Origin of the sequence: Pseudarthrobacter enclensis (assembly GCF_001457025.1) — a bacterium.
Classification (GTDB): domain Bacteria; phylum Actinomycetota; class Actinomycetes; order Actinomycetales; family Micrococcaceae; genus Arthrobacter; species Arthrobacter enclensis.
This window is the reverse complement of the sequence record NZ_KQ758601.1, coordinates 310,035-332,687: the sequence shown is the minus strand read 5'-3', so window position 1 is coordinate 332,687 and position 22,653 is coordinate 310,035. Positions and strand designations below refer to the sequence as shown.

Sequence of the window (22,653 nt, the reverse complement as noted above, 5' to 3'; positions counted from 1 at the left end):
ACACCGGGCCGCCGGCACCCGAATTCCCGACACCCGGTCCGGTATCCGAAAAACCAAGTAGTACACACTCAATCCCTGCCTGATCGGGGCGGATACGGTGTGTGCATCTCGTCAACGGTCCCACCCGCGGCCACCAGGAAATGCGCCCGGAGGCCCCCACCTAAGACAGGACCATGGATAACGCGGCAGGGAACCATCCCGCTCAGGGAATCATCCGGGCAGCTGAGCTGCATGACATTGTTGTCGCCCTCTCGGGGGCTGAACCTGCGGGCGTGCTGATCTCCGGAGCCGGCGGTTCCGGCATGACCACGCTGCTGGACGCTGCAGCCTCTGTACTGGAGGGCAGTTTCGCCGTCGTGGCCCGTACCGCTGCACCGTCCTTTGCCGACGTCCCCTTCGGCATTGCCATGGCGTTGGTCCCTGACCTGCCCGCCACGCCCAATCCCTCGCCCAGGTTCCTGCTGCAGGCTTCGCGCAGGGCGCTCCGCAGCGCCGGTCCGCCCGGAATGCCGGTGCTGCTGGCCTTGGACAACATCGATGTGCTGGACGACTTGTCCCTCTGGCTGCTCAACCGGATCGTCTCAGAGCCGGACATCAAACTGCTGGCCACGCACCGGTCGGACCGTCCGCTGCGGATGGAACTCATGGAATCGGTGGTGGCCCGGCAGCTGTCGCTGGTGAACCTGGCGGGGCTTGGCCAGGGCCGGATGCGCGACTTCCTGGCATCCTGCCTGCAGGGAAGCCCGTCGGAGAACCTCGTCCGGGAGGTCCACGCGGCTTCAGGGGGAAACATGCTGGCGGCCAGGCTGCTCCTCGACAGCGCGGCCGACGACGGGAACCTCACCTGTCTCAACGGCGAATGGACCCTTTCGCGCGGCGCAGGGCACGACGCGTCCCCCGTGCAGGAGCTGATGGCCCACCGGCTGGCCAGGTACCCCCGCCACCAGCGGCGGCTGATCGACGTCCTGGCGGTGGGCGAACCGGTGGCGGTGGGCGTCGCCGAGGCCCTGGCGGGGAAGGCGGCGCTGGCTGAACTTGCTGCGGCGGGGACGGTGCGGATCCAGGCTCCCGGGAACGCGGCCGGCGGGGCAACGGCCACCCTGTCCCACGTCCTGGAGTCCGCGGCCGCCCTCCAGCAGCTCCCGCAGGAGCGCCGGCAGGGGCTGCGGCTGGCCCTGCACGGGCAGATGGCAGCCGGGACGGGTGGTTCGCTGTGGAACCTCTTCCGCCGCGTTGCGCTGGAGCAGGACACCGGGCTTCCGACGCCGCAGGCAGACCTGTTGGCCGTCGCCGTCGCAGCCAATGACCTGCACGACAGCAAACGCGCGCGCCGCGCTGCCGCCGCCGTCACGGACCCGGAGCTCCGGCTGCCCGCGGGCGTGGAACAGGCGCGGGCCCTGTACCTGCTCGGGGACAGCTACGGCAGCATCCAGTTGCTGCGCCGGCTGCTGGCTGTACCGGACGGGCCCGGCGACGTGGACTTCGTCCGCGCCGTACGCCTCCTGGTGCGGGCACTGCACCCCACCGCCCCGTCCCCCAACGTTCTTCAGGCCATCCTTGACGAAGCCCGACGGCGGGTGGAGTCCGCCGTCGGAAACGGCTCGGCCGGCGTGCAGGAGGCAAGGGACGAACTTGCCGTCCTGCAGATCTACCTCGACGCCCAGGCGGGCAGCTGGCCGCGCCCCGGTGACGCCCTGTACCAGCGGCTCGCCCGGCAACACGCCGCGGATCCCGCTGCGGCAGGGAATGCGGCTGCCGGCGACGGGCCAAGGCACCCGGCGGCTGCGGAGGCACTGCCGGCCACGGAGGCCGGCGTGCTGCTCATGGCGCTGGTTTCCCAGGGGCTGGCCGTCGGCGGCCGGTTCGCCGAGGCCGTGGAGCTTTCAACGGCAGCCCTGGAATCCCTGGAACGCCTGCCGCGGTGCACAGTGGATTTTCACGCGGTGGTCCTGGTCATCCACGGCTCCAACCTCATCTGGCGCGGCCAATGGGGCGGTAAGGAGATGGTGTGTTGCGGCCCCCCGCGGCGCGGGGTGGGGAGGCTGAGCTATTTCGAGGGTCCGGCCCACCTTTACCGTGCCTTCGTGCTGGCCAGGCAGGGCAGCCTGGACCTCGCGTGCGAACACTTCAGGCAGGCCAAAACGCGGTTTGACGAGGCCGATCCGGAAGGCCTCCTGCCCATAACCCTCGGCGGACTTGCGGCTGCCGCCTGGCTGCTGGGCGACGTCGGGCAGGTGCGGCGGGCGCTGGCGGCTTATGATGCCCGCCGCACCGCCGGCAGCTACCTGGCCGCCCGGCTGGCAGACAGCTACTCGTCCGCTGCCCGCTCGGTGGTCAGCGGAGCTGCCGCTGCCAACCGCCGGTTGCTGCTGATGGCGGAGACGGCGGGAAGGCGCGGCCACCGGGCCCTGGAAAACCTGAACCTCGGGCTCGCGGCCAGGACGGGCGCGCGCGGGCTCCGCCCGCAGGAAGTATCGGTGACGGACCTCGTGTGGAGCGTCACGCCGGGCTTGCTGGGTGAAACCGGTGAAGAGCTGCCCCTGCCGGGTCCTGAGGACTCCCTGCCCGGCTACGCCGACGTTCCCGGGGACGGGGATGACCAGCTGTACGGCAGCGACCGGCAGCCCGGTGCGGTACGGCCTGCCGGGTTCCCGGACCTCGGGAAGCTGTCCAACCGTGAGCGGGAAGTCGCCGGGCTGATCGCTTCGGGACTGAGCAGTGCCGAAGCAGCCATCCGCCTGGGAATCTCGGTGAACACGGTCAACGCGCACCTGCAAAGGACTTACGGCAAGCTGGGCGTCTCAAGCCGCCAGGAGCTGTCCGAGGTGTGGAACAACGCCGCAGACCTGCCCGCATAGGGGAGGCCCGGCCGGTATGCCCGGCCGGGCCTCGAGGCAGCCTGTCACAGTGGCAGGGCTGTCATCAGCACTGAAACCGACACGAGGCCAAGGACGCACCAGACAAAGGCCAGCGACCAGATTTTTGCCTGCTCCTTGCGGTGGCGCCCATGCCACACCCGCTCCATCTCCTGAGCATCCATGCGGCAATTCTTACCCCGCATCACGGTGGGCAAAAAGCGTGGCCGACACCCTTGCCCGCGGGGCGGACACTCCACCCGGCACGTGATGCTACCTATGTCCGACGGTCCGTAGCGCGCCTTTATGTGACAACTAAACAAACTTATGTACGAAAACTACATATAATGCTACCCTCAAGGTGACCCACGCCTCCGCCGCCTGGCACTGATCCAACTGAGAGGGAGCAACGATGCTTCTCGAAAGAGACCTCATCCAATCCACCGGATTCCGCAACGTCCGGGAGGGCGGAAAGGTCACCGGATTCCAGTTCCGGGTGCGCATGCCCTCCTACCGTGGCATGGCGGCCTCGCTGATCGATGGCATCGCCGTCCGGGTGGGAAGCCTGGTGGACGTGGCTGCTGACGTCCCGTTGTGGACCTTCGGCGGCACCACCTACACGCTGCAGGAGCTGTGGAACAGCGACGGCGTTCGCTGGCCGCTGGAGGAGGCTGCGGTCATCACCGTGCCGCTCGACGGAGGCCTGCCGCAGGGAGTGCACGAAGTCTCCATCGACCTGCGCCTTCGGATGTCCTACATTCCCCTCGAGCACCAGCCCACGGTGCACCGCACCTCGCGGAAGGTGACCCTGGCACCCGAGGGCGGGGATGGCCCGTTCAAGTACGGCGTTTCCCTCTACAGCTTCATGGGGGACTACGGCACGGTGATGGACCTCGAAACCACGCTGGCTGCGGTTGCGGATGTCAATGCCACCGGCGTCGAGATCCTCGGCGAGGGACATGTCCCCGGGTACCCGGAGCCGTCCACCGCCTGGCTGGACAGCTGGTTCAACCTGCTCGAAAAGCACTCGCTGGAGCCCACCAACTACGGGTCATGGATCGATACCCGCCTCCATCCGGGCAGGGAAATGACTGTCGCAGAAGGCGCCGCCGCGCTCCAGCGCGACCTGAAGCTGGCCGCCCGGCTGGGCTTCCGCTATGTCCGGCCCAAAATCGGTGTGGTGTCCGGCGATTTGGTGCCCGATCCCATCTGGGCCGGATCCGTCGAGCGCTCGCTGGACCTGGCCCACAGCCTGGACATCACCATCTGCCCGGAAATCCACTCACCCACGCCGATCAAGCACCCGGTAGTGGACGACTACATCGGCCTTATCGAGCGCACCGGCACCACGAACTTCGGCCTGCTCATCGACACCGGGATCTTCCAGGACCGGCCCATTCCGCTGCGCGAAGGTGAGACGCGTGAAACCCGTCCGGCCTTCCTGGACGGCATCGGCGTCGACCCGGCGGACCTTGCGGACATCGCCCCGTATGTGGTGTTCGTCCAGGCCAAGTTCCACGACATCGACGAACACCTCGCGGACCGGCAGATTCCCTGGGAGCCCGTCCTCAAGGCCCTGGCCGGAGCCGGATACACCGGCTACCTTTCGAGCGAATATGAAGGTGAACGGACTCCCTGGCGGGCCCTGGAACAGGTCCGCCGCCAGCACTCACTGATCCGCGGCATCGCCGCCGGACTCGTCTGACCCCACCCCGACCAGCAAGGACATCCCATGCCTAACGGACTCATCGACAGTTCAAGTTTGCGCGCCCACCCGGAGGGCCTGGCGCTCTCCCTCACGCTGCCCTGGTACCGCAGCCTGTGGCTGTCCTCGGTCACTTCGCTGAAGCTGGCCATTTACGGTCTTCAGGTCCCCGAAGCGGACCTGTCACTGGAATTGGGCGGCATCCGCTACTCCATCGCGGACCTGCCGGCCCAGAGTGAAACCCTCTGGTTCCTGCAGGAGCACCCGCTCCTGGTGGTGCGCCGCGACCGCCCAGCATCCCCGGGCGAGGAACACGACATCCACCTGGAGGGCGAACTGCGCCTGCCCTACATGCAGATCGCACCCGGCCAGGACGGCAACCCCGGCCTCTACGTGCCCAACTTCGTCAACCAGCAACTGCAGCTGGCGGTCACGGACCGCGCCGCTCCGGCCCCCGGCCTTTCCGCCGCCGAAACCCCGCCCCCGCCTGCAGCGGATGACGATCCCTTTGCACTGGGCCTGACCCTGTACTCGGCCAGCGCCGAATTCCGTGCGGGCTGGTACGACTTCGACGGCCTGCTCAACCGCGTGGCGGGCCTGGGCATCGGACCGGGAATCGAAATCGTCGCGTCCCAGGTGCTGCCCACCTATCCCGTGGTGACCGACGAATTCGCAGCGGACTGGCATGCTGCCTTTGACCGGCACGGCTTCACTGCGAGCTCCTTTGGCGCCAACCTGGACATGGGCCGACGCCGCGACCGGGACATGACGCCGGACGAGGAATACGGGTTCACCGAGACCCTGTTCCACGGGGCAAAGAAGCTGGGTTTCCCCCTGGTCAGGATCCAGAGCGCCAAACCGGACCTGCTCCGCCGCCTGCTGCCGCTCGCTGAACAGCTTGAGCTCAAGCTGGCCTATGAGATCCACGCACCGCTGGGCCCCAACTCGCCCGAGATCATGAAGGTGCGGGACGTCTATGCGGAGCTCGATTCACCGCTGCTGGGATTCGTGGCTGACTTCTCCTCCACCATGCACAGCATGTCGCCCACGCTGTTGCGGGCCGTCCGGCGGGCAGGGCTGGATGACGACGCCGTAGCGCAGCTGCAGGCCATTTGGGCCACCGATGCTCCCATGCGCGCCCGGCAGGAGGAATTTATCGGCTACCTCAAGGGGCGGGACTTCGACCCTGCCCGGCTGGGGTCTTTCGCGCACCTGGCCTTCAACATGCATGGCCACATTGATCCGAAGGAGTGGGCGGAGATCATGCCGCAGATCATGCACGTCCACGCCAAGTTCTACGACATCGACGACGCCGGCAACGAGCCCGCGATCGACTACCCGGAGCTGGTCCGCGTCTTTGTCGAGGGCGGCTACCGCGGCTACTGGTCCAGCGAATGGGAGGGGCACGCCTTCGCCGAGCTTGGCGAAGTGGATCCGCTCCTCCTGGTGCGCCGCCAGCACGACCTCATCCGCCGCAGCATGCGGGGCGCGCTCACGTCAGCCTGACCCGGCCTGCTCCCGCGCCCGGGGGATCCTGCGGGGTCCACGGAGGCACGCAACGATGCCCGGCCGGAACGTTCCGGCCGGGCATCACTGCTCCTCAGGAGGTTTTCTGTGCCGCCACGGAGGCCGCCACGATTCCCGCGGCCTCCTCGAAGAGCCCGCGCATCCACTCGTGCTCCGAGTCCCGGTTGTGCACCGGGTGCCACCACAGGGCGCTCACCAGCGGCGTGGCGTCGAAGGGCAGTGGCAGGATCCGAACCCCGCCCAGGCGCTGCGCATACGGTGCCAGTGCGGCCTGGATGAGGGCAATGCGCCGGGTGCCGACCACAAAGTGGGGGAGTGACAGGAAGCTCTCCACCACCACCTCAACCTTGGGCTCGATGCCCAGTTGCTGGATCTGCCGTTCGGCTGACGTGAAAGCCGAGCGGGACTGATAGGTCATCACCCAGGGCAGGTCCGCCAGGTTCTCCATGGTGACCCGCCCGCCAACGGCATCGTTGGACGAGGACACCATGGCCAGCCAGTTGTCTTTCCACAGGTCCAGGTAGGGCAGCCCGGAAAGGAACCCGTGGGGAATCACCATGCCGTCCACGGACCTGAGCCGGTTGGCCGCGTCCTCCACCACTACGGGGTTGTGGAGCATGAACCTGAACTTGACGCCGGGAGCACGTTCGGCAGCCAGCTCGGAAGCCACCCGGCCGATCGTGGTGAAACCGTAGTCGGAACCGTAGATCGAAAACTCGCGCTCCGACTCCGCCGGTTCCCACGTCGCCTGGCTTTCGAAAACCCGGCGGGCGGCCTCAAGGGCGGTAGTGGTGTGGTCCGCCAGCCGAAGGGCGAAAGGCGTGAGCTCGTAGGAGTTGCCCCGGCGGGCCAGGATGGGATCACCAAAGTGGGAGCGCAGCCGCGCCAGTGATGCGCTCAATGCCGGCTGGCTCAGGTGCAGCCTCTCCGCGGCCCGGGTCACGCTGCGCTCGGTGATGAGCGCATCCAGCGAGATCAGCAGGTTGAGGTCAAGGCGGGAAAGCAGGGCGTGATTCGTCACTGTGTGGCGACCCTTCGGCGGAGGACGTTCAGTGGCCCCATTGTATCCGCGCAACGGATGCTTTGGGCATGGGACATCAAAGATCCTGATGAAGACGGCCGCCCCGGCCTCGGGCCTGAACTTATGTCTGCTATCGGTAACACTTATGTGCTTTTTAGGCACATCTCACTCATACTGATGAGTGACCGGGGTCACGGCCCCGGAGATTTTTCGACAAAGAAGTCAGAAAGGCTGGATATGACACAGCACCGCCGCTCTTCACGACTGAAGGCCGCTGCATTTGCGATCCCCACGATCGCAGCCCTCGCACTGACCGGCTGCTCGGCTTCCGCCGGCGGCAGCGACTCATCCGGAGGGTCGAAGGAGTTCTCGCTGTCCTTTGCCACTTCCAATACGATCGAAAGCCCTTTCCAGGTACTCGCCGAGAAGTACATGGAGGCCAACCCGGACGTCAAAATCACGTTCAACCCGCAACCCAACGACTCCTATGACCAGACCTTGCGGACACAGCTGCAGGCCGGCAACGCCTCCGACATCGTGGTGACTTCGCCGGGAAGCGGCCAGGGGCGCAGTATCCTGCCGTTGGCCGAGGCTGGCTTCCTGGAGCCGCTGGACGATACCGCCAAGGAACTCCTCCCGGAAGGCAGTGCCGGCACGTTCGGCCCGGATGGCAGGGTTTTCGGCCAGGCAACTGCTATCACCGTGTCGGCGCTGGTCACCAACGAGGGGGCTGTCAAGGAGGCGGGAGAATTCCCCGCAGACTTCGAAGCTCTTGAAGAACAGTGCAAAACCTTGGAATCGTCGGGGAAGTCACTGTTCGCACTCGCTGGCGCAGCACCCCCCAACACTGGACTTACGGCGATGTCGCTGGCAGCTTCCAGGGTTTACGCGCAGGACCCTAAGTGGAATGACAAACGCGCGGCCAAGGAAGTAACCTTCGCCGGTTCCGAAGGCTGGAAGTCCGCCCTCGAAGCAGTCAACACCCTCAAGGACGCCGGCTGCTTCCAGAAGGGCGCCGCAGGTGCAGGCTTTGACGCCATCACGAAGGGCCTGGCCAGTGGTACTGCCTTGGCAGGATTCATCCCCGCGACAAGCTGGAAGCAGCTTCAGTCAGCTACGGCGGGCTCGGAATTCGGAGTGCGCGCGCTCCCGGCCGAGGAGGGTTCGGGTAAGGACTTCCTGTACGCCAGCGCCAACTACGCCTTCTCCATCAACGCAGCCTCGAAAAATAAGGAAGCTGCCAAAGCCTTCCTCGCGTGGGCAGCCGAGCCTGAGCAGACCAAGGCCTTCGCCGAGATCGACGGCGCCCTCCCGGTAAGTGGCCTGGACAGCTACGACTTCGAGGGCGGCGCCTACAAGAACGTGGGGGACTTGATCAAAGACGGAAAGTACGGTCCGCTGCCCAATATTCAGTGGCCCAACTCCGCCGTCTATGACGCGCTGGCCACCGGCGTGCAGGGCATCATCACCGGACAGAAGACCCCTGACCAGGTGCTGCAGGCCATGGACGCGGCCTGGGGTTAAAGGGCCCGGACCACCACCGTTCGACCGGCCCTACGGGACAAGCAAGCAAGGAATATCATGACTGCGACGATGCAACCTCAAATGGAAGCAGCCAAAGCACCCCGGCGGGGCCGGCGCGCTCCGGGGGCGGGAGTCACCACCCGCTCCCGGGGCCGCGGCCTGGAATTCGGGCATTGGTGGTGGGCCCTGCCCGGCATTGCCCTGGTTTTCGCCATCCACTACGTGGCAACCGGCGTGGGCGGCTTCTTCGCCTTCACCAACTGGACGGGCATCGGCGCGTTCAAGGTCACCGGTTGGGTCAACTTTGAAGCAATCTTCAAGGACCCCACCAAAGTGGGGGCCCTCTCCAACACCCTCTTCCTGGCCTTTGGCTCGGTCCTGCTGGGCAACATCGCCGGGCTGGTCATTGCCCTCGGACTGAACCGGGTGATCAAAACGCGCTATGTCCTGCGCACCCTCTTCTTCATGCCGGTGGTGCTCAGTCCGCTGGCTACCGCCTACATCTGGAAATACATCTTCGACTTCGACGGCCCGCTCAACGCCTTCCTTACCGCCATCGGCGCAGGGGACCAGGCCAAGCCTTGGCTGGCCGACCCCCAGTGGGCCATCTGGACCGTCCTGGTTGTCCTCGTTTGGTCCTCAACGGGTTTTGCCATGGTCATCTTCATGGCAGGCCTGGCCGGCGTCCCGGTCGAGGTCGAGGAAGCAGCGGCCATCGACGGCGCCAACCTGTGGCAACGGTTCCGCAACGTGACCCTGCCCGCCATCCGGCCCGCCGTCGCGATTGCCACCACCCTGGGCATCGTCCAGGGACTGCGCGTCTTCGACCCCATCATGGCCCTCACCGGCGGCGGCCCTGCCGGGGCGACGGAAACCCTGGCCACGCAGGTCTATAAGCAGGCCTTCGCACTGGGCAACTTCGGCGGCGGCGCCGCCCTGGCCCTGGTATTGGCCGCCATCATCCTGTTCTTCGCTGTCATCCAGCAGCGGCTGACGCGCTCGAACCCTGAGGACTAAGCCATGTTCCGCTACACCAAGCTCACCCTCCTGCGCGAAATCGGCCTCTGGGCGCTTGCCCTGCTGTTCCTCGCACCCTTTTACTTCCTCGTGACCACGGCCCTGAAGCCGGCCAACGAACTCTTCACCACCTCTGCCCTGGCGCCGCCGATCAACCCGGACTTCAGCAACTTCGTGGCAGTCCTGTCCGCGAAGGGAAACTCCAATGTGCTGATGGGCCTGGTCAACAGCGTCATCATCACCGCCGGCAGCATCCTGGGGCTGGTGGCCCTCGGATCGGTCACCGGCTACGTCATCTCGCGCAGCACCCGGCGCTGGAGCAAAGCCGCCTACTACCTCTTCCTGGTGGCCATCATCCTCCCCGGCCAGCTGGGCGCCGTCCCCCTCTACATGGGCGCACGGTCCCTTGGCCTGACCGGTTCGGCCTGGGGCCTGATCATCCTCTACACCGGCATGCTGCTGCCGCTTTCGATCTTCCTGTACTCCAACTTCTTCCGTGGCCTCGGAACGGACTATGAGGAAGCAGCCACTATCGACGGCGCCAGCAAGTCACAAATCTTTTCCAAGGTGGTCTTCCCCATGATGGCCCCCGCCACCGGAACGGTCACCATCTTCGCCGGGTTGATCGTCTGGAACGATTTCTTCACGTCCCTGATCTTCCTGGGCGGCTCGGCCAACCAGACACTGCCCGTGGCCATGTACTACTACATCGGCTCCCTGGTGTCGGAGTGGAATTCGATCTTCGCCATCGTGATCGTGTCCATGATCCCCATCCTCGCCCTGTTCCTCTTCGCCCAGAAGCGCTTCATCCAAGGCTTCTCCGGCGGGCTGAAAGGCTGACCCGGCGGTCGACCACGCACAGCGTTCCGGCGCTGCGCGGCGGTCCCGCACACCCAAAACCGGTTGAAGCGCCGCAGGCGCCCCCGCACTTTCCCTACAGATACCTCGACTTTCCAGGAGACACCCATGTTTCAACTTTCGCCTAATATCGACCTTTTGTTCACCGAAGCCGGCGAAAGTGCCGCCGACCGGGTGCGCGCGGCGGCCGCGGCAGGCTTCGACGCGGTGGAGATGTGGGGCCCCACCGGCAAGGACATTCCCGCACTCAAGGCAGCCCTGGAGGAAACCGGCGTCCAGCTCACCGCCCAGCTGGCCGAGCCCCGCATGCAGTTCATGATTCCGCCCCGGAACCACGAACCCTTTTACGAGGGCCTTGATGCCGGGGTCAAGGTGGCACAGGAGTTGGGCTGCCCCCGCATCGTGGTGGGAAGCGGCACCGGATTCGGCGGCCGCAAGCGGCAGGACCAGCTCGACGAACTCATCGAGATCTTCACCAAGGGCGTGGCCCACATCGACGGATCCGGCATCACCTTGGTCCTGGAGCCAGTCAACGTCCGCGTTGACCACCCCGGTGCCCTCCTGGACCGCACTGCCGAGGCCGCGTACATCGCCCGGGGCGTCGATTCCCCCAATTTCGGCATCCTCTACGACCTCTACCACTCCACCGTCGAGGGTGAAGACGTGGCTGCCGAACTCGCCAACGCCGGCAGCCTGGTCAAGTACGTGCAAATCGCTGACGCACCCGGCCGCGGCGAACCCGGCTCGGGGTCCATCGACTGGCCCGCCCGCCTCGCCGACCTGGCGAACAGCGGGTACAGCGGCCCCGTGGGGCTCGAGTACTACCCCACCATTGAGTCCGCCAAGTCCGTGCAGTGGATCCAGGACCTGGTGGCAAAGCTGTGAGCCGCTATCCGGCTGCCGTGGATGTCGCCATCGTCGGCAGCGGACCCACCGCATCCGCCTACGCCCGCATCCTCAGTGAGCAGGCACCTGGCGCCACCATCGCGATGTTCGAAGTGGGCCCCACCGTCAGCAACCCGCCCGGCGCCCACGTCAAGAACATCGAGGACCAGGACCGCCGCAGCCAGGCGCAGCGGGCATCGGAAGGGCCCGGCGCCGGCGCGGCAACGGTGAGCTCGCCCGGCGCCGTTAAGAGCGGCGAACGGCGTGCCCGCCCGGGAACCTTCCTGCTCCAGGACGGATACGCCTTCCCGGGTGAGGACGGCATGCCCGTGGCGGCCATGTCCAGCAATGTCGGCGGGATGGCCGCGCACTGGACCGCTGCTTGCCCTCGGCCCGGCGGCAGCGAACGCATCGGCTTCCTCTCCGACCTCGACGAATTGCTGGACGAAGCGGACCGGCTCTTGGGCGTTACCACGCATGCCTTTGACGGCGCCCCCTTCTCCGGCCTCGTCCACAGCCGCCTTTCCAGTGCCGTTGACGCCGGCCGTGAGCCGGCCTTCCGGGTCCAGCCCATGCCGCTCGCCGTCCACCGGCGCGGCGACGGCCGCCTTGTCTGGTCCGGGTCCGACGTCGTCATGGGGGACGTAACCCGCGAAAATCCGCGGTTCGAACTCTTCGACCAGTCGCTGGTCCGACGCGTCCTCGTCGAAGACGGCAGCGCCGCGGGCCTCGAGGTGGAGGACCGCCGCACCGGTGAGACCCACCGCGTCGCGGCCCGCTGCGTAGTGGTGGGCGGGGACGCGCTGCGCACGCCGCAGCTGCTGTGGGCCTCCGGCATCCGTCCCGATGCCCTGGGACGGTACCTCAACGACCAGGCCCAGGTGGTGTTCGCGAGCCGGCTCCGTGACGTCAGCCCTAACGGTTCCGTATCCCGGGCCGACGGTGCGCTCCAGGAGCAGAGCGGCGTCACCTGGGTTCCTTACACCGACGAGGCGCCCTTCCACGGCCAGATCATGCAGCTCGACGCCTCGCCGGTACCACTCGCTGAGGACGACCCCGTGGTTCCCGGATCAATCGTGGGGCTGGGGCTCTTCTGTGCCAAGGACCTGCAGCGCGATGACAGGGTGGCGTTCGACGACGACAGCCTGGACAGCTACGGCATGCCGGCGATGCGCATCCACTACCGCCTGACCGGCAAGGACCACGAGGTGCTGGAACGGGCCAAGCAGGAGATCGTCAGGCTGGGCAACGCCGTGGGCGAACCGCTGGATGAGCGCCCCTTTGTCCTCCCCCCGGGCGCGTCCCTGCACTATCAGGGCACCACCCGTATGGGGGAGACGGACGACGGCGGGAGCGTCTGTTCGCCCGACAGCCAGGTGTGGAGCGTCCCCGGCCTGTTCGTGGCAGGGAACGGTGTTATCCCCACGCCCACCGCCTGCAACCCCACCCTGACCGCAGTGGCGCTCGCGGTGCGTGGGGCGCGGAAAATCGCAACAGACCTGGGCAGTCCTTTACTTATGTCAAAAACAGACATTAGAATGTCTAAATAATGAATAAGCGACCCATGCGGCTTTGCTGCATGGCAAAGACGAGGAGGTCTTGATGATCGCCGACCGCATCATTGAGCAGGGAACACTGACCACCGTGGACGGCCGCACGGCTGTGGAAGTCCGCATCCCTTGGTATCGGGCACTTCCGGGCTCCTGCATCGCAGGCGCCGCCCTGACGGTGGACGGAGTGGCAGCGCCCGCGGAGTCGCTGCGCTGGACCATGAATGAGCGCACCTTCAGCTTCGACGAACTTGTGGACCGTACGGACGAGTGGTGGTTCCCCCTGGACTCGGCCGTCCTCTCCGGTGAGCTGGCCGTGGATGATCCCCAGGCCGAGCATGAGGTGCGCGTGGACCTGAAGCTTTACATCCCGTACATCATCACCGACCACGGTGTTCTCCACATCGAAGAGCACGACACCAAGACCATGAAGGCGGCACAGCGATGACCAGTCCCGGCACGCCCATCCAGGGCGTTACCCTCTACAGCTTCACCCGCGCCTTCCACGCCCGCCAGTACGACCTCGACAGCCTCATCCGGAAGGTGGCCGCCGACGGGTTCGGCCCGGGTCTGGAAATCATCGGCTTCTCCAGCCTGCGCGGCTTCCCCGACCACATTGACGACAACTTCGTGGGCCACTTCCGCGACCTCGTGGCCGAGGTGGACCTGGTCCCCACCTCGCTGGCTGTCAACGTGGATACCGGGCTCCGCCGCGACAGGCTCATGAACCATGACGAGCTGGTCGAATACATGCGGAAGCAGATCGAGGTTGCCGCCCGCCTGGGCTTCCCGATCGCCAGGGTGCAGATTTCCCTGACTCCCGACGCCATGGAAAGCCTGCTGCCGGTCGCAGAACAGTACGGCGTCACCCTGGCACTGGAGGTCCACGCCGACCAGCACGGAGCCCATGAGCGCATCCTCGCCCTCCGGGACCGGTACGAGAAGCTCAACTCGCCGCTCCTCGGGTTCACCGCCGACTGGGGCGCCACCGTCACCGGCTTCGCCCCCTCGCTCCTTGAGGCGTACCGCCGCCGCGGCGCCTCCGAAGAGCTCCTCGCCCAACTGGTGGACCTCTGGAACGGCTTCTACGCCGAAGGCCCGCCCAACACCCAGAAGGTCCACGGCGAACGCTTCGGTGCCTTCATCGGCCTGGCGGCACGCAATGGCCGGCCTGATCTCGGCATCGACTTCGCCATCAACGGAACCGGGCTCTTCGGCCCCGCACCGCTGGACACCTGGCTGGAAATCATGCCCTGGGTCCGCCATGTCCACGGCAAGTTCTTCGGCATCGACGAGACCGGCGAAGAGCCCTCAGTGCCGGTCCGCGGCCTGGTCCGGCAGCTGGTGGAGAACGGCTACTCCGGAGCCATCTCCAGCGAATACGAAGGCTGGCACTGGAACAACTGGCAGGACCCGTTCGACATCATCCGGGGCGAACAGGCCGTACAGCGCTCCGCAGCAGCCGATGCCGGCTCCACCATGGTCACCGATCCCGCCGAAGCGCGGCGGATCCTCAACAGCCACCTCGCGCAGCCCGTCCGCGGCTGACAGGAAAGGAAACCCGAAGACATGTCAGAAGGAATCGCCGGCTCGGGCATCGATCTGGGCATCACGCTCTATTCACTCACCTCCGAGTTCGCCGCCGGGCTCTACACACCCGAGACGCTGATCAAGGCGGTCGCAGACGAAGGCCTCGGCCCCGGCGTCGAATTCAACATCGCGCAGATGCTGCGCACCTACCCTGATGTCGACAACGACTTCGTGAAGCTCTGGCGCGACAGCATGGACCGTTACGGCCTCACCCCCAGCGCCGTGGGCACCAACCTGGACATGGGCCGCCGCAAGGACCGGGACATGACCCCCGACGAGGAATACGACTTCTTCGCCCGGCAGCTGAAGACCGCCAATACCCTGGGCTTCAACAAGATCGTCATCCGCTCCGCAGGCAAGGAGCTGCTGCGCCGCCTGCTGCCCCTGGCCGAGAAGTACGACCAGAAGCTCGGCTACGAAATCCATGCCCCGCAGGGACCCAACGATCCCAAGATCCTCCAGATCCGCGAAATGTACGAGGAGCTCGGCAGTGACCGGCTCGGCTTCACCGCCGACTTCAGCTCCACCATGCACAGCCTCTCGCCCACCCTCTTCCGCACCCTGACGCAGATGGGCCTGCCGGAGGAACACTTCGCCGTCATGCAGGACATCTGGCGCAAGCCCCTGCCCATGCAGGAACGCAACCAGGAGTTCGAGGACTACCTCCGGGAGAACAACTTCGACCCCGCCCGGCTGGGCCCGTTCACCCGCCTCGCGTTCAACATGCACGGCCTGGTCCCGCCAGAGGAATGGCTGGACATCATGCCGCAGATGTTCCACGTGCACGCCAAGTTCTATGACATCGACGCCGAGGGCAACGAGCCCGCCATGGACATCCCGCGGATTGTGCGCCAGTTCGTCAAGGGCGGCTACCAGGGCTTCCTTTCCAGCGAATGGGAAGGCCACGCCTTTGCTGACCTCGGTGAATCCGACCCGATCGACCTGGTGAAGAAGCAGCACACGCTGATGCGCCAGGCCATCGAAGACGCCGTCGTCCCGGCCTAAGGGGAGCCATGACTGCAGCCGAAACTGCCGCCGTCGAAACATCAACCGGGCTCGCCGCCGAGCTGGACCGCCTCCGCGCGGAACTCGCCGAAGCGCTGAAGCTGGCCCGCAAGGCCAGTGACCGGGGCGACATCGAGAACCTGTTCAACCGCTACATGTACCTCCACAACGCCTTCGAGGACGAACAGATCATCCCGCTCTGGGTGAAACCGGGCACTCCCGGCATCCGTGCCCGCTACACCAACGCAGGCCAGTACACGGATTATGACAGCGTCATCCGCTATCACCAGGGCCGTCCGCGCCCGGAGGGCAAGCTGATCCTGCATTACACCACCACTCCCGTCATCGAGGTGGCCGCCGACGGCAAGACCGCCAAGGGCGTCTGGATCATGGCCGGCAACGAGTCCGGCCTTACGGACCCGGAAGTGGCCAAGGGCAGCCCGGACTACATGTACTCGCCCGGCGAAGTGCAGGGCAAAAAGGTCTGGGCCCACTGGGTCTGGTGCAAGTACGCCGTGGACTTCCTCCGCCAGGACGGTGAATGGAAGATCTGGAAGTTCCGCTGCTACGAGCTCCTGCGGGCCCCGTTCGAGGAGAACTGGATCAGCTTCGCGGAGAAGAACCAGCACGCCTTCGCCCTGGACCTCATGTACTTCGGCGACGACGGCAAGCCAGTCTTCATGCCGCCCGCCGACGAACCGGTTCCGCAGGAGTACCACCCCTACAGCCCCACCTCGCGGCAGGTGCTGGACCCGCCGCCGCCCACTCCCCACGACACGTTTACCGACACCTTCAAGTAAGGAAAACCCATGGCAACCCACAACTCCCTCTTCCAGGACACCGACGTGCGCAGGCACCCCGAGGGCATCGCCGTGGCAGTGCAGCTGCCCTGGTACCGCAGCCTGTGGCTCTCCGCCGTCGACGACGTCGCGGCCAGGGTCAACGGTGTGGACATCTCCAAAGAAGCCCTCCGCTTCGAACTGCAGGGCCGGTCTTACTCCATTGCCGAGCTGCCGGACCAGTGGGAGACCCTCTGGTTCGTCGCCGACAAGCCGGAGGTCATCATCCCGCTGGACCGCGTCCCCGACGCCGGCGAGGAGATCGACGTCGAGGTGGTCCTGACCCTGCGCCTGCTGTACATGCAGATCGCCCCCATGCGCTACGTGGGCAACCGGGTGGCCGTTGACCGCAAGGTAGTGCTCGCATGACCAGCCTCCGGGTGGCCATGATTGGCTACGGGTTCATGGGAGCCGCCCATTCGCAGGGCTGGCGGACTGCGCACCGCGTGTTCGATCTTCCCGCCGAACCGGAGATGGCCGTCCTGGTGGGACGCAACGCCGCAGCCGTGGACCAGGCGGCGCGCAAATGGGGTTGGGCCGAGTCGGCCACCGACTGGCGGAAGGTGGTGGCACGTGACGACATCGACGTCGTCGACATCGTCACGCCAGGCGACTCCCACGCCGAAATCGCCATCGCGGCCCTGGAGGCCGGAAAGCATGTGCTGTGCGAAAAGCCGCTGGCCAACACCGTGGAAGAGGCTGAAGCCATGGCCGCAGCCGCGGAACGGGCCGCCGCCCGCGGAATCCGGGCCATGGTGGGCTTCACCTACCGCAGGGTCCCCGCGGTCACGTTCATGCGGAACCTCATTGCCGAGGGGGCCGTGGGCACCATCAACCAGGTGCGCGCCTCCTATCGCCAGGACTGGCTGGTGGACCCGGACATGCCCCTGGCTTGGCGCCTCCAGAAGGAACACGCCGGCTCCGGCGCGCTCGGCGACATCGGCGCCCACGCCATCGACCTCGCCCAGTTCGTCACCGGCCAGAACCTGGCCAAGGTCTCCGGCGTCGTCGACACCATCGTGAAGGAACGCCCGCTCCAAGGCTCGGGAAGCGGCCTGTCAGGCACCGCGGCAACGGGCTACGGCCAGGTGACGGTGGACGATATCGCCATCTTCACCGGCCGCTTCGAATCCGGCGCCCTGGGCTCCTTTGAAGCCTCACGCTTCGCCACCGGCCGGAAGAACGCGCTCGCCATCGAGGTGTCAGGGGACAAGGGCGCCCTCGCCTTCGACCTGGAAGACCTCAACAGCGTCCACTTCTACGACCGTACCGCCCCCGCCGACCGGCAGGGGTTCCGGAAGATCCTGGCCACCGAGCCCCAACATCCCTACGTCGCGGCATGGTGGCCCGCCGGCCATATGCTCGGCTACGAGCACGGGTTCTCGCACCAGGTCAAGGACCTCGTTGAAGGCATTGTGCAGGGCAACGACCCGCACCCCACCTTCGCGGACGGGCTGCGCGTGCAGCGGGTGCTCGAGGCGGTCGAACGCAGTTCCGCGAATGACTCCGCCTGGGCGCCGGTCGCCGTCGATGTGCCGGTCCAGGCCGGCTAGGAAAGGACAAATCATGCCACGACCCATCACCCTCTTCACTGGCCAGTGGGCCGACCTTCCCTTCGAGGAAGTGGCACGGCTCGCGGGCGAGTGGGGATACGACGGCCTTGAGATCGCCTGCTGGGGCGACCACCTGGACCCAACACGGTGGAACGACGACGCCTACGTGCAGGGCAGGCTGGACATCCTGGAGCGCCATGGCCTGAAGGTGTGGACCATCTCCAACCACCTCAAAGGCCAGGCCGTCTGTGACGACCCGATCGACGAACGGCACCGCGGCATCCTGCCGGATTCTGTGTGGGGCGACGGCGACCCCGAGGGCGTACGCCGGCGCGCTGCCGAGGAGATGAAGGACACCGCCCGGCTCGCCGCGAAACTCGGCGTCAAGACCGTCACCGGCTTCACCGGTTCCTCCATCTGGAAGTACGTGGCCATGTTCCCGCCCGCGTCCGAGGCGATGGTGGACGCCGGCTACAAGGACTTCGCCGACCGCTGGAACCCCATCCTGGACGTCTTCGACGAAGAGGGGGTCAGGTTCGCCCACGAGGTGCACCCGTCCGAAATCGCCTACGACTACTGGACCACGCAGCGCGCCCTGGAAGCGATCGGCCACCGGAAGGCCTTCGGGCTGAACTGGGACCCGTCCCACATGGTCTGGCAGGACATCGACCCCGTGGGGTTCCTCTGGGACTTCCAGGACCGCATCTACCACGTGCACTGCAAGGACACGAAGAAGCGCCTGGCCAACGGCCGGAACGGCCGGCTCTCCTCGCACCTGGCCTGGGCGGACCCACGCCGCGGCTGGGACTTCATCTCCACCGGCCACGGTGACGTTCCGTGGGAGGACGCGTTCCGGATGCTGAACTCCATCGGCTACCGCGGGCCGTTGTCCGTCGAGTGGGAGGACGCCGGCATGGACCGGCTGGATGGTGCCCCCGAGGCGCTCGCTTTCGTCCGCAGGCTGTCCGGCTACGAACCGTCTGCCGCGGCTTTTGATGCCGCTTTCAGCACCAAATAGGAGTGGCTATGCGGCCGCGCAGACCCAGGCTGGAAGGCAAGACTGCCGTCATCACCGGCATCGCCAGCGGCCAGGGCCGCGCGGCCGCTTTGCTGTTTGCGGCGGAGGGCGCGGTCATTGTTGGCTGCGACATGAACGACGGCGGCGCTGCCGCCACCGTGGGCCTGGTGCGGCAGGCCGGCGGAGAGGCCTTCTCCAGCCGCGTGGACCTGACGGATGACGCGGCCGTTGCCGCCCGGGCAAGCAACGTTTCCCGGGACCACGGCCAGGTCCACATCCTTTACGCCAACGCCGCGGCCACGCGCTTCGCGCCGGTGGACAGCATCAGCCATGAGGACTGGCAGTGGAACGTCGCCCATGAGATGGACGTCGTCTTCCTTCCGGTCCGGCACTTCTGGGGCCAGCTCAAGGCCGCCGGGGGAGCGGCCGTGGTCCTGGTGGGGTCCACCGCCGGCGTGACCGGCTCCGTGACCAACGGCCGCCTGGCCCACACCGCCACCAAGGGGGCCGTGGTGGCCATGACCAGGCAGCTGGCAGCTGAAGGCGCACCCCACAACATCCGCGCCAACGCCGTCAGCCCGGGAATGATCCGCACCGAGGCCACCGATAAGGACCTCCTGGCGCCGGACCATCCCATGAACAGCATCGCGTCGGCCATCCCGCTGGGCCGCATCGGTACGCCGGAGGAGGTGGCCGCCTGCGCCCTCTTCCTCGCCTCCGACGAGGCCTCCTACGTCACTGGCGCAAACCTCATGATCGACGGCGGGTGGTCGGCAGTGCTGCCGGGCTGACCGCTTCGCGGCCCCAAGCCGGTGACGGCGCCGGCAGGGATGCCGGCGCCTGCGACGCATCGCCTACGACGCCAGCGACCGGGAGGCCAGGGCCAGGTGCTGCCGTGTCATCGCGGTGGGGTCGTCGCGGAGCCACTCATGTCCTCCCCACTCGCTGGTCAGCGTACCGGTGAAGCCTTCGCTGCCGAGGAGACGCCCCAGGTCGCGGATCGGCCGGGAGATCCTGCCGCCGTCGTCCTCCAAATCCCAGAACTTGAGGTGGAAGGCGCCCACCAGCGGAAGGACGTCCTGCAGGTCCCGTGCGTGGCTGCGGCCAAAGCGGATGAGCAGGTTCATGTACAGCGTGTGCACCTGTGGCGGCACGTTGCCTGACCGCAGGAACGAGGCCACGGCATCCTGGGTTTCCGGGCTTTGCCACTCAGTGGCCAGCCGCGCCACCAGGTCCGCCGGTATGCCGCCCCGGGACAGCTCATCGAGGTAGCTGACCGGCAATGCCGGCATCAGCATGCTGATGTCCACCAGGATCCGGAGTCGCGGGTCACCGATGGATGCCACAGTCTCCAACGCTGCAGCTGTGGCGGGAGTTGAAGGAGCCTGCTGGCCCTGGATCTCCTCGTACAGCACCAGGTCCAGTTCGTGCAGGAGTGGCAGGAGGCGGCGGAGCAGGTCCGGCCCCGCCTGGCCGATGGGGAGGCGGACTCCGGAAGCTCCCACCCGCGCGGCAGCACGGAGCTGGGGAACCAGGAAGTCCAGCCGCTCCTGGGGCGGACGGGCCCGGGTGGGGGAGGAGAAGTCATCCAGGCTTACGCCCACCGTGCTGACCCGGCCTCCGGCCGCTGCCAGGCCGCTCCGGAAGCGGTCCACCTCGCCACCATCGGGCTCCGGGAAGGACCGCCACAGCAGGCCCGGTTCCAGCTCGACCGTATCCGCGACGCCTTCCTCGACGATGGCGGTGACGATCTCCGGGGCGGGCCGGTGCGCCGCGATGATATCCGGAGCCCAGTTGAACGCGCTGGCGCACAGTGTCCAGCCCTGGGGTAGTGAGGCAGCCATGGGCACCTTCCCGCTTATGCATCTTTGTGTCAGACTTATGTCTGATTAATGATAAAGACAGGCAATGGAGGAAATCAATGCTTTCCGGTGCCCTGCGCAGCGATGCGCTCACCTCTGCCCCTGACGGTTTCCGGCTGCGGCTGTCGCTTCCCTGGATCCGTTCCATGCCGCTGTCCAGCGTGTTGTCACTGGAGGCGACGGTCGCCGGAGTGCCTGTACCGGCAGGGAGCCTGGACGTCGTTCTGGGGCACCGGCGCGTCCCGGCTGCCGGGCTTGAACGGGAAGCAGGTTGGTGGTTCGTACGGGACCGGCTGGTCCTGGCTGCCCCGCACCGGCTGGATCCGGGAATGCACGCGGTCAGGGTTTCCTTCGAGCTGCTGGTGCCATACCTCCAGGCCGGCCCCGGCCGGCCGCTGATCCTGCCCTTCGTGGCGGAGGCCGAAGTGGAGCTGGACGGCGGGCTGCTCCCGGCCGGCGCAGCGCGCGACGTAGCCTGAGAGTGGCCTGCCGGCGGTTCCGGGGGTCAGGCGGCGATGCGCTCGGGGGAGGGCCTGCCGTCAGCGAACCAGCGCGGGAAGGTGATGTCGAAGAGCTGCTCACGGGCCAGTTCGGCACCGCCCCGGAGGGGCTCGCGCTCGTCATTGACGGAGAGGACGATCGTGAGGTCGCGGGTGGCGAGCGGAAGCGAGAGTTCGTAGACCCGCTGGCGCACTTCGGCCAGGAAGACCTCGCCCGCGGCGGCGATCGCACCGCCGATGACGATCACCCCGGGGTTGAACATGTTGACCAGGGCGGCGATGGACTCCCCCATCACCCGGGCTGCTTTCTGCACCAGGCTGATGGCCAGCGGGTCGCCGCCCTCGGCCGCCGTGGTGATGTCCTCCAGTGTCAGCGCACCCTTGTTGGCCCTGCCCTCCATCGAACTCGCGGCACCCCCGGCAATCGCCTGCCCGGCGTCCCGCACCAGGGCCCATCCGCCCGCCACGGCCTCCAGGCAACCCACCTTGCCGCAGCGGCAGGTTTCCCGGGAGTCGGGGACCCGGACGTGGCCAATGTCGCCCGCGGCCCCGTTGGCACCGCGGTGGATCCGGCCCTGGGAGAGCAGGCCCGCGCCGATGCCGGACCCTATCTTGCAGTAGATGAGGTCGGCCAGGGCCTCACGGCGCCGCGCGCGCTCTCCGAAGGCCAGCAGGTTGACGTCGTTGTCCACCCACACCGGGGCGTTGAACCGCTCCTCGAAAGGGGTCCGGACATCGGCGCCGTTCCAACCCGGCATGATGGGCGGGGCCACGGGCTGGCCGGTGGCAAAGTCCACCGGCCCGGGCAGGCCCACCACTACGCTCCACACCGGGAGTTTGGGGAAGTCCTTCATCAGCTCATCGACCATGTCCATGGCCGCGCCCAGGGTCTTGGCCGGCCCCTTGGCGATGTCCCACGCGCGGTGCGTGTGGCCGAGGATGTCTCCGTCCAGGGCGGTGACGCCCACCCTGATGTGCGCGGCGCCGAGGGCACAGACAATGATGTGGCCCTGTTCGGCCCTGAAGCGCAGAGTCCGGGGCGCGCGTCCGCCGGAGGAGGCGCCGAAGTCTCCCTCGCCGAGGAAGCCCATCTGGATTGCCTGGTCGACCCGCTGCGTGACCACGCCGCGTCCCAGTCCCGTGACGCGGCCGATCTCGGGGCGCGTGGTCGCTTCCCCGGTGCGCACCAGGTTGACGATCCGCAGCAGGCTCGTGACTTCATCGGTCTGGGCTCCAAAGCGGAGTGTTGAGTCGGTCGACATAGTAAGGATTCTTCCATACCAAAGGCCACTAAGGTGTGATTGGTTGCGACTATAGCCAGATCAGTTCCTACTTATGAATAAT

Annotated in this window: 21 protein-coding genes; 17 read left to right on the top strand and 4 right to left on the bottom strand. The window is 66.8% G+C overall.

The window, feature by feature from the left end; genetic code table 11:
- The first annotated feature begins 173 nt into the window (after window positions 1-173).
- Window positions 174-2,858, top strand: coding sequence for a LuxR C-terminal-related transcriptional regulator (locus tag AS031_RS09600; RefSeq protein ID WP_058267911.1), 2,685 nt, complete (start codon window positions 174-176; stop codon window positions 2,856-2,858).
- Window positions 2,859-2,902: 44 nt separating this feature from the next.
- Here AS031_RS09600 and AS031_RS19940 read toward each other — a convergent pair whose 3' ends face one another.
- Window positions 2,903-3,040 (bottom strand): hypothetical protein, encoded by a 138-nt coding sequence (locus tag AS031_RS19940; protein WP_158505824.1) that lies wholly within the window; start codon window positions 3,038-3,040, stop codon window positions 2,903-2,905.
- Between the two features lie 227 nt (window positions 3,041-3,267).
- On the opposite strand from AS031_RS19940, the gene AS031_RS09595 reads away from it, so the two are divergent.
- Together AS031_RS09595 and AS031_RS09590 are read left to right on the top strand one after the other, a co-directional pair.
- Entirely contained in the window at window positions 3,268-4,560 is a 1,293-nt protein-coding gene (locus AS031_RS09595; RefSeq protein ID WP_058267910.1) for a C-glycoside deglycosidase beta subunit domain-containing protein, read from the top strand.
- Window positions 4,561-4,587: 27 nt separating this feature from the next.
- A complete protein-coding gene (locus AS031_RS09590; protein ID WP_058267909.1) occupies window positions 4,588-6,066 on the top strand; it encodes a C-glycoside deglycosidase beta subunit domain-containing protein in 1,479 nt (492 codons plus the stop codon).
- Window positions 6,067-6,160: 94 nt separating this feature from the next.
- On the opposite strand, the gene AS031_RS09585 is transcribed toward AS031_RS09590, so the two are convergent.
- The gene (locus tag AS031_RS09585) at window positions 6,161-7,108 is read right to left on the bottom strand and encodes a LysR family transcriptional regulator (RefSeq protein ID WP_058267908.1); all 948 of its coding nucleotides are present in this window, start codon (window positions 7,106-7,108) and stop codon (window positions 6,161-6,163) included.
- A 237-nt stretch (window positions 7,109-7,345) separates the two neighbouring features.
- Between AS031_RS09585 and AS031_RS09580 the strand changes: the two genes are divergently transcribed.
- From AS031_RS09580 to AS031_RS09520, 13 genes are all read left to right on the top strand, one after another.
- Window positions 7,346-8,632, top strand: a complete 1,287-nt coding sequence (locus tag AS031_RS09580) for an ABC transporter substrate-binding protein (RefSeq protein ID WP_058267907.1) — start codon at window positions 7,346-7,348, stop codon at window positions 8,630-8,632.
- Between the two features lie 57 nt (window positions 8,633-8,689).
- Complete coding sequence (locus AS031_RS09575; RefSeq protein ID WP_058267906.1) at window positions 8,690-9,649, top strand: carbohydrate ABC transporter permease; 960 nt, start codon at window positions 8,690-8,692, stop codon at window positions 9,647-9,649.
- Window positions 9,650-9,652: 3 nt separating this feature from the next.
- Window positions 9,653-10,489 carry a carbohydrate ABC transporter permease gene (locus AS031_RS09570; RefSeq protein WP_058267905.1) on the top strand — a complete coding sequence of 279 codons (837 nt, stop codon included), beginning with the start codon at window positions 9,653-9,655 and terminating at the stop codon, window positions 10,487-10,489.
- A 126-nt stretch (window positions 10,490-10,615) separates the two neighbouring features.
- Window positions 10,616-11,392, top strand: a complete 777-nt coding sequence (locus tag AS031_RS09565) for a TIM barrel protein (RefSeq protein ID WP_058267904.1) — start codon at window positions 10,616-10,618, stop codon at window positions 11,390-11,392.
- Window positions 11,389-12,942 (top strand): GMC oxidoreductase, encoded by a 1,554-nt coding sequence (locus tag AS031_RS09560; protein WP_058267903.1) that lies wholly within the window; start codon window positions 11,389-11,391, stop codon window positions 12,940-12,942. Before AS031_RS09565 ends, AS031_RS09560 begins: the two co-directional genes overlap by 4 nt.
- Before the next feature lie 52 nt (window positions 12,943-12,994).
- On the top strand, window positions 12,995-13,390 hold the full coding sequence (locus AS031_RS09555) for a C-glycoside deglycosidase beta subunit domain-containing protein (protein ID WP_058267902.1): 396 nt from the start codon (window positions 12,995-12,997) through the stop codon (window positions 13,388-13,390).
- Window positions 13,387-14,490 carry a sugar phosphate isomerase/epimerase family protein gene (locus AS031_RS09550; RefSeq protein WP_058267901.1) on the top strand — a complete coding sequence of 368 codons (1,104 nt, stop codon included), beginning with the start codon at window positions 13,387-13,389 and terminating at the stop codon, window positions 14,488-14,490. Before AS031_RS09555 ends, AS031_RS09550 begins: the two co-directional genes overlap by 4 nt.
- Window positions 14,491-14,511: 21 nt before the next feature.
- Window positions 14,512-15,537: a sugar phosphate isomerase/epimerase family protein gene (locus tag AS031_RS09545; RefSeq protein ID WP_058267900.1), complete on the top strand. Its 1,026-nt coding sequence runs from the start codon at window positions 14,512-14,514 to the stop codon at window positions 15,535-15,537.
- 8 nt (window positions 15,538-15,545) lie between these two features.
- Window positions 15,546-16,337 (top strand): nuclear transport factor 2 family protein, encoded by a 792-nt coding sequence (locus AS031_RS09540; RefSeq protein ID WP_058267899.1) that lies wholly within the window; start codon window positions 15,546-15,548, stop codon window positions 16,335-16,337.
- Between the two features lie 9 nt (window positions 16,338-16,346).
- Window positions 16,347-16,745, top strand: a complete 399-nt coding sequence (locus AS031_RS09535; RefSeq protein ID WP_058267898.1) for a C-glycoside deglycosidase beta subunit domain-containing protein — start codon at window positions 16,347-16,349, stop codon at window positions 16,743-16,745.
- Window positions 16,742-17,929: a Gfo/Idh/MocA family protein gene (locus AS031_RS09530; RefSeq protein ID WP_058267897.1), complete on the top strand. Its 1,188-nt coding sequence runs from the start codon at window positions 16,742-16,744 to the stop codon at window positions 17,927-17,929. Before AS031_RS09535 ends, AS031_RS09530 begins: the two co-directional genes overlap by 4 nt.
- Before the next feature lie 13 nt (window positions 17,930-17,942).
- The gene (locus AS031_RS09525) at window positions 17,943-18,947 is read left to right on the top strand and encodes a sugar phosphate isomerase/epimerase family protein (RefSeq protein ID WP_058267896.1); all 1,005 of its coding nucleotides are present in this window, start codon (window positions 17,943-17,945) and stop codon (window positions 18,945-18,947) included.
- 8 nt (window positions 18,948-18,955) lie between these two features.
- Window positions 18,956-19,738, top strand: coding sequence for an SDR family NAD(P)-dependent oxidoreductase (locus AS031_RS09520; protein ID WP_058267895.1), 783 nt, complete (start codon window positions 18,956-18,958; stop codon window positions 19,736-19,738).
- A gap of 63 nt (window positions 19,739-19,801) precedes the next feature.
- Here the strand turns inward: AS031_RS09520 and AS031_RS09515 are convergent, their stop codons facing one another.
- Entirely contained in the window at window positions 19,802-20,791 is a 990-nt protein-coding gene (locus AS031_RS09515; RefSeq protein WP_058267894.1) for a hypothetical protein, read from the bottom strand.
- Window positions 20,792-20,868: 77 nt separating this feature from the next.
- On the opposite strand from AS031_RS09515, the gene AS031_RS09510 reads away from it, so the two are divergent.
- Window positions 20,869-21,288, top strand: a complete 420-nt coding sequence (locus AS031_RS09510; RefSeq protein WP_058267893.1) for a hypothetical protein — start codon at window positions 20,869-20,871, stop codon at window positions 21,286-21,288.
- A 26-nt stretch (window positions 21,289-21,314) separates the two neighbouring features.
- Here the strand turns inward: AS031_RS09510 and AS031_RS09505 are convergent, their stop codons facing one another.
- Window positions 21,315-22,571 carry an ROK family protein gene (locus AS031_RS09505; RefSeq protein WP_058267892.1) on the bottom strand — a complete coding sequence of 419 codons (1,257 nt, stop codon included), beginning with the start codon at window positions 22,569-22,571 and terminating at the stop codon, window positions 21,315-21,317.
- Window positions 22,572-22,653: the final 82 nt, after the last annotated feature.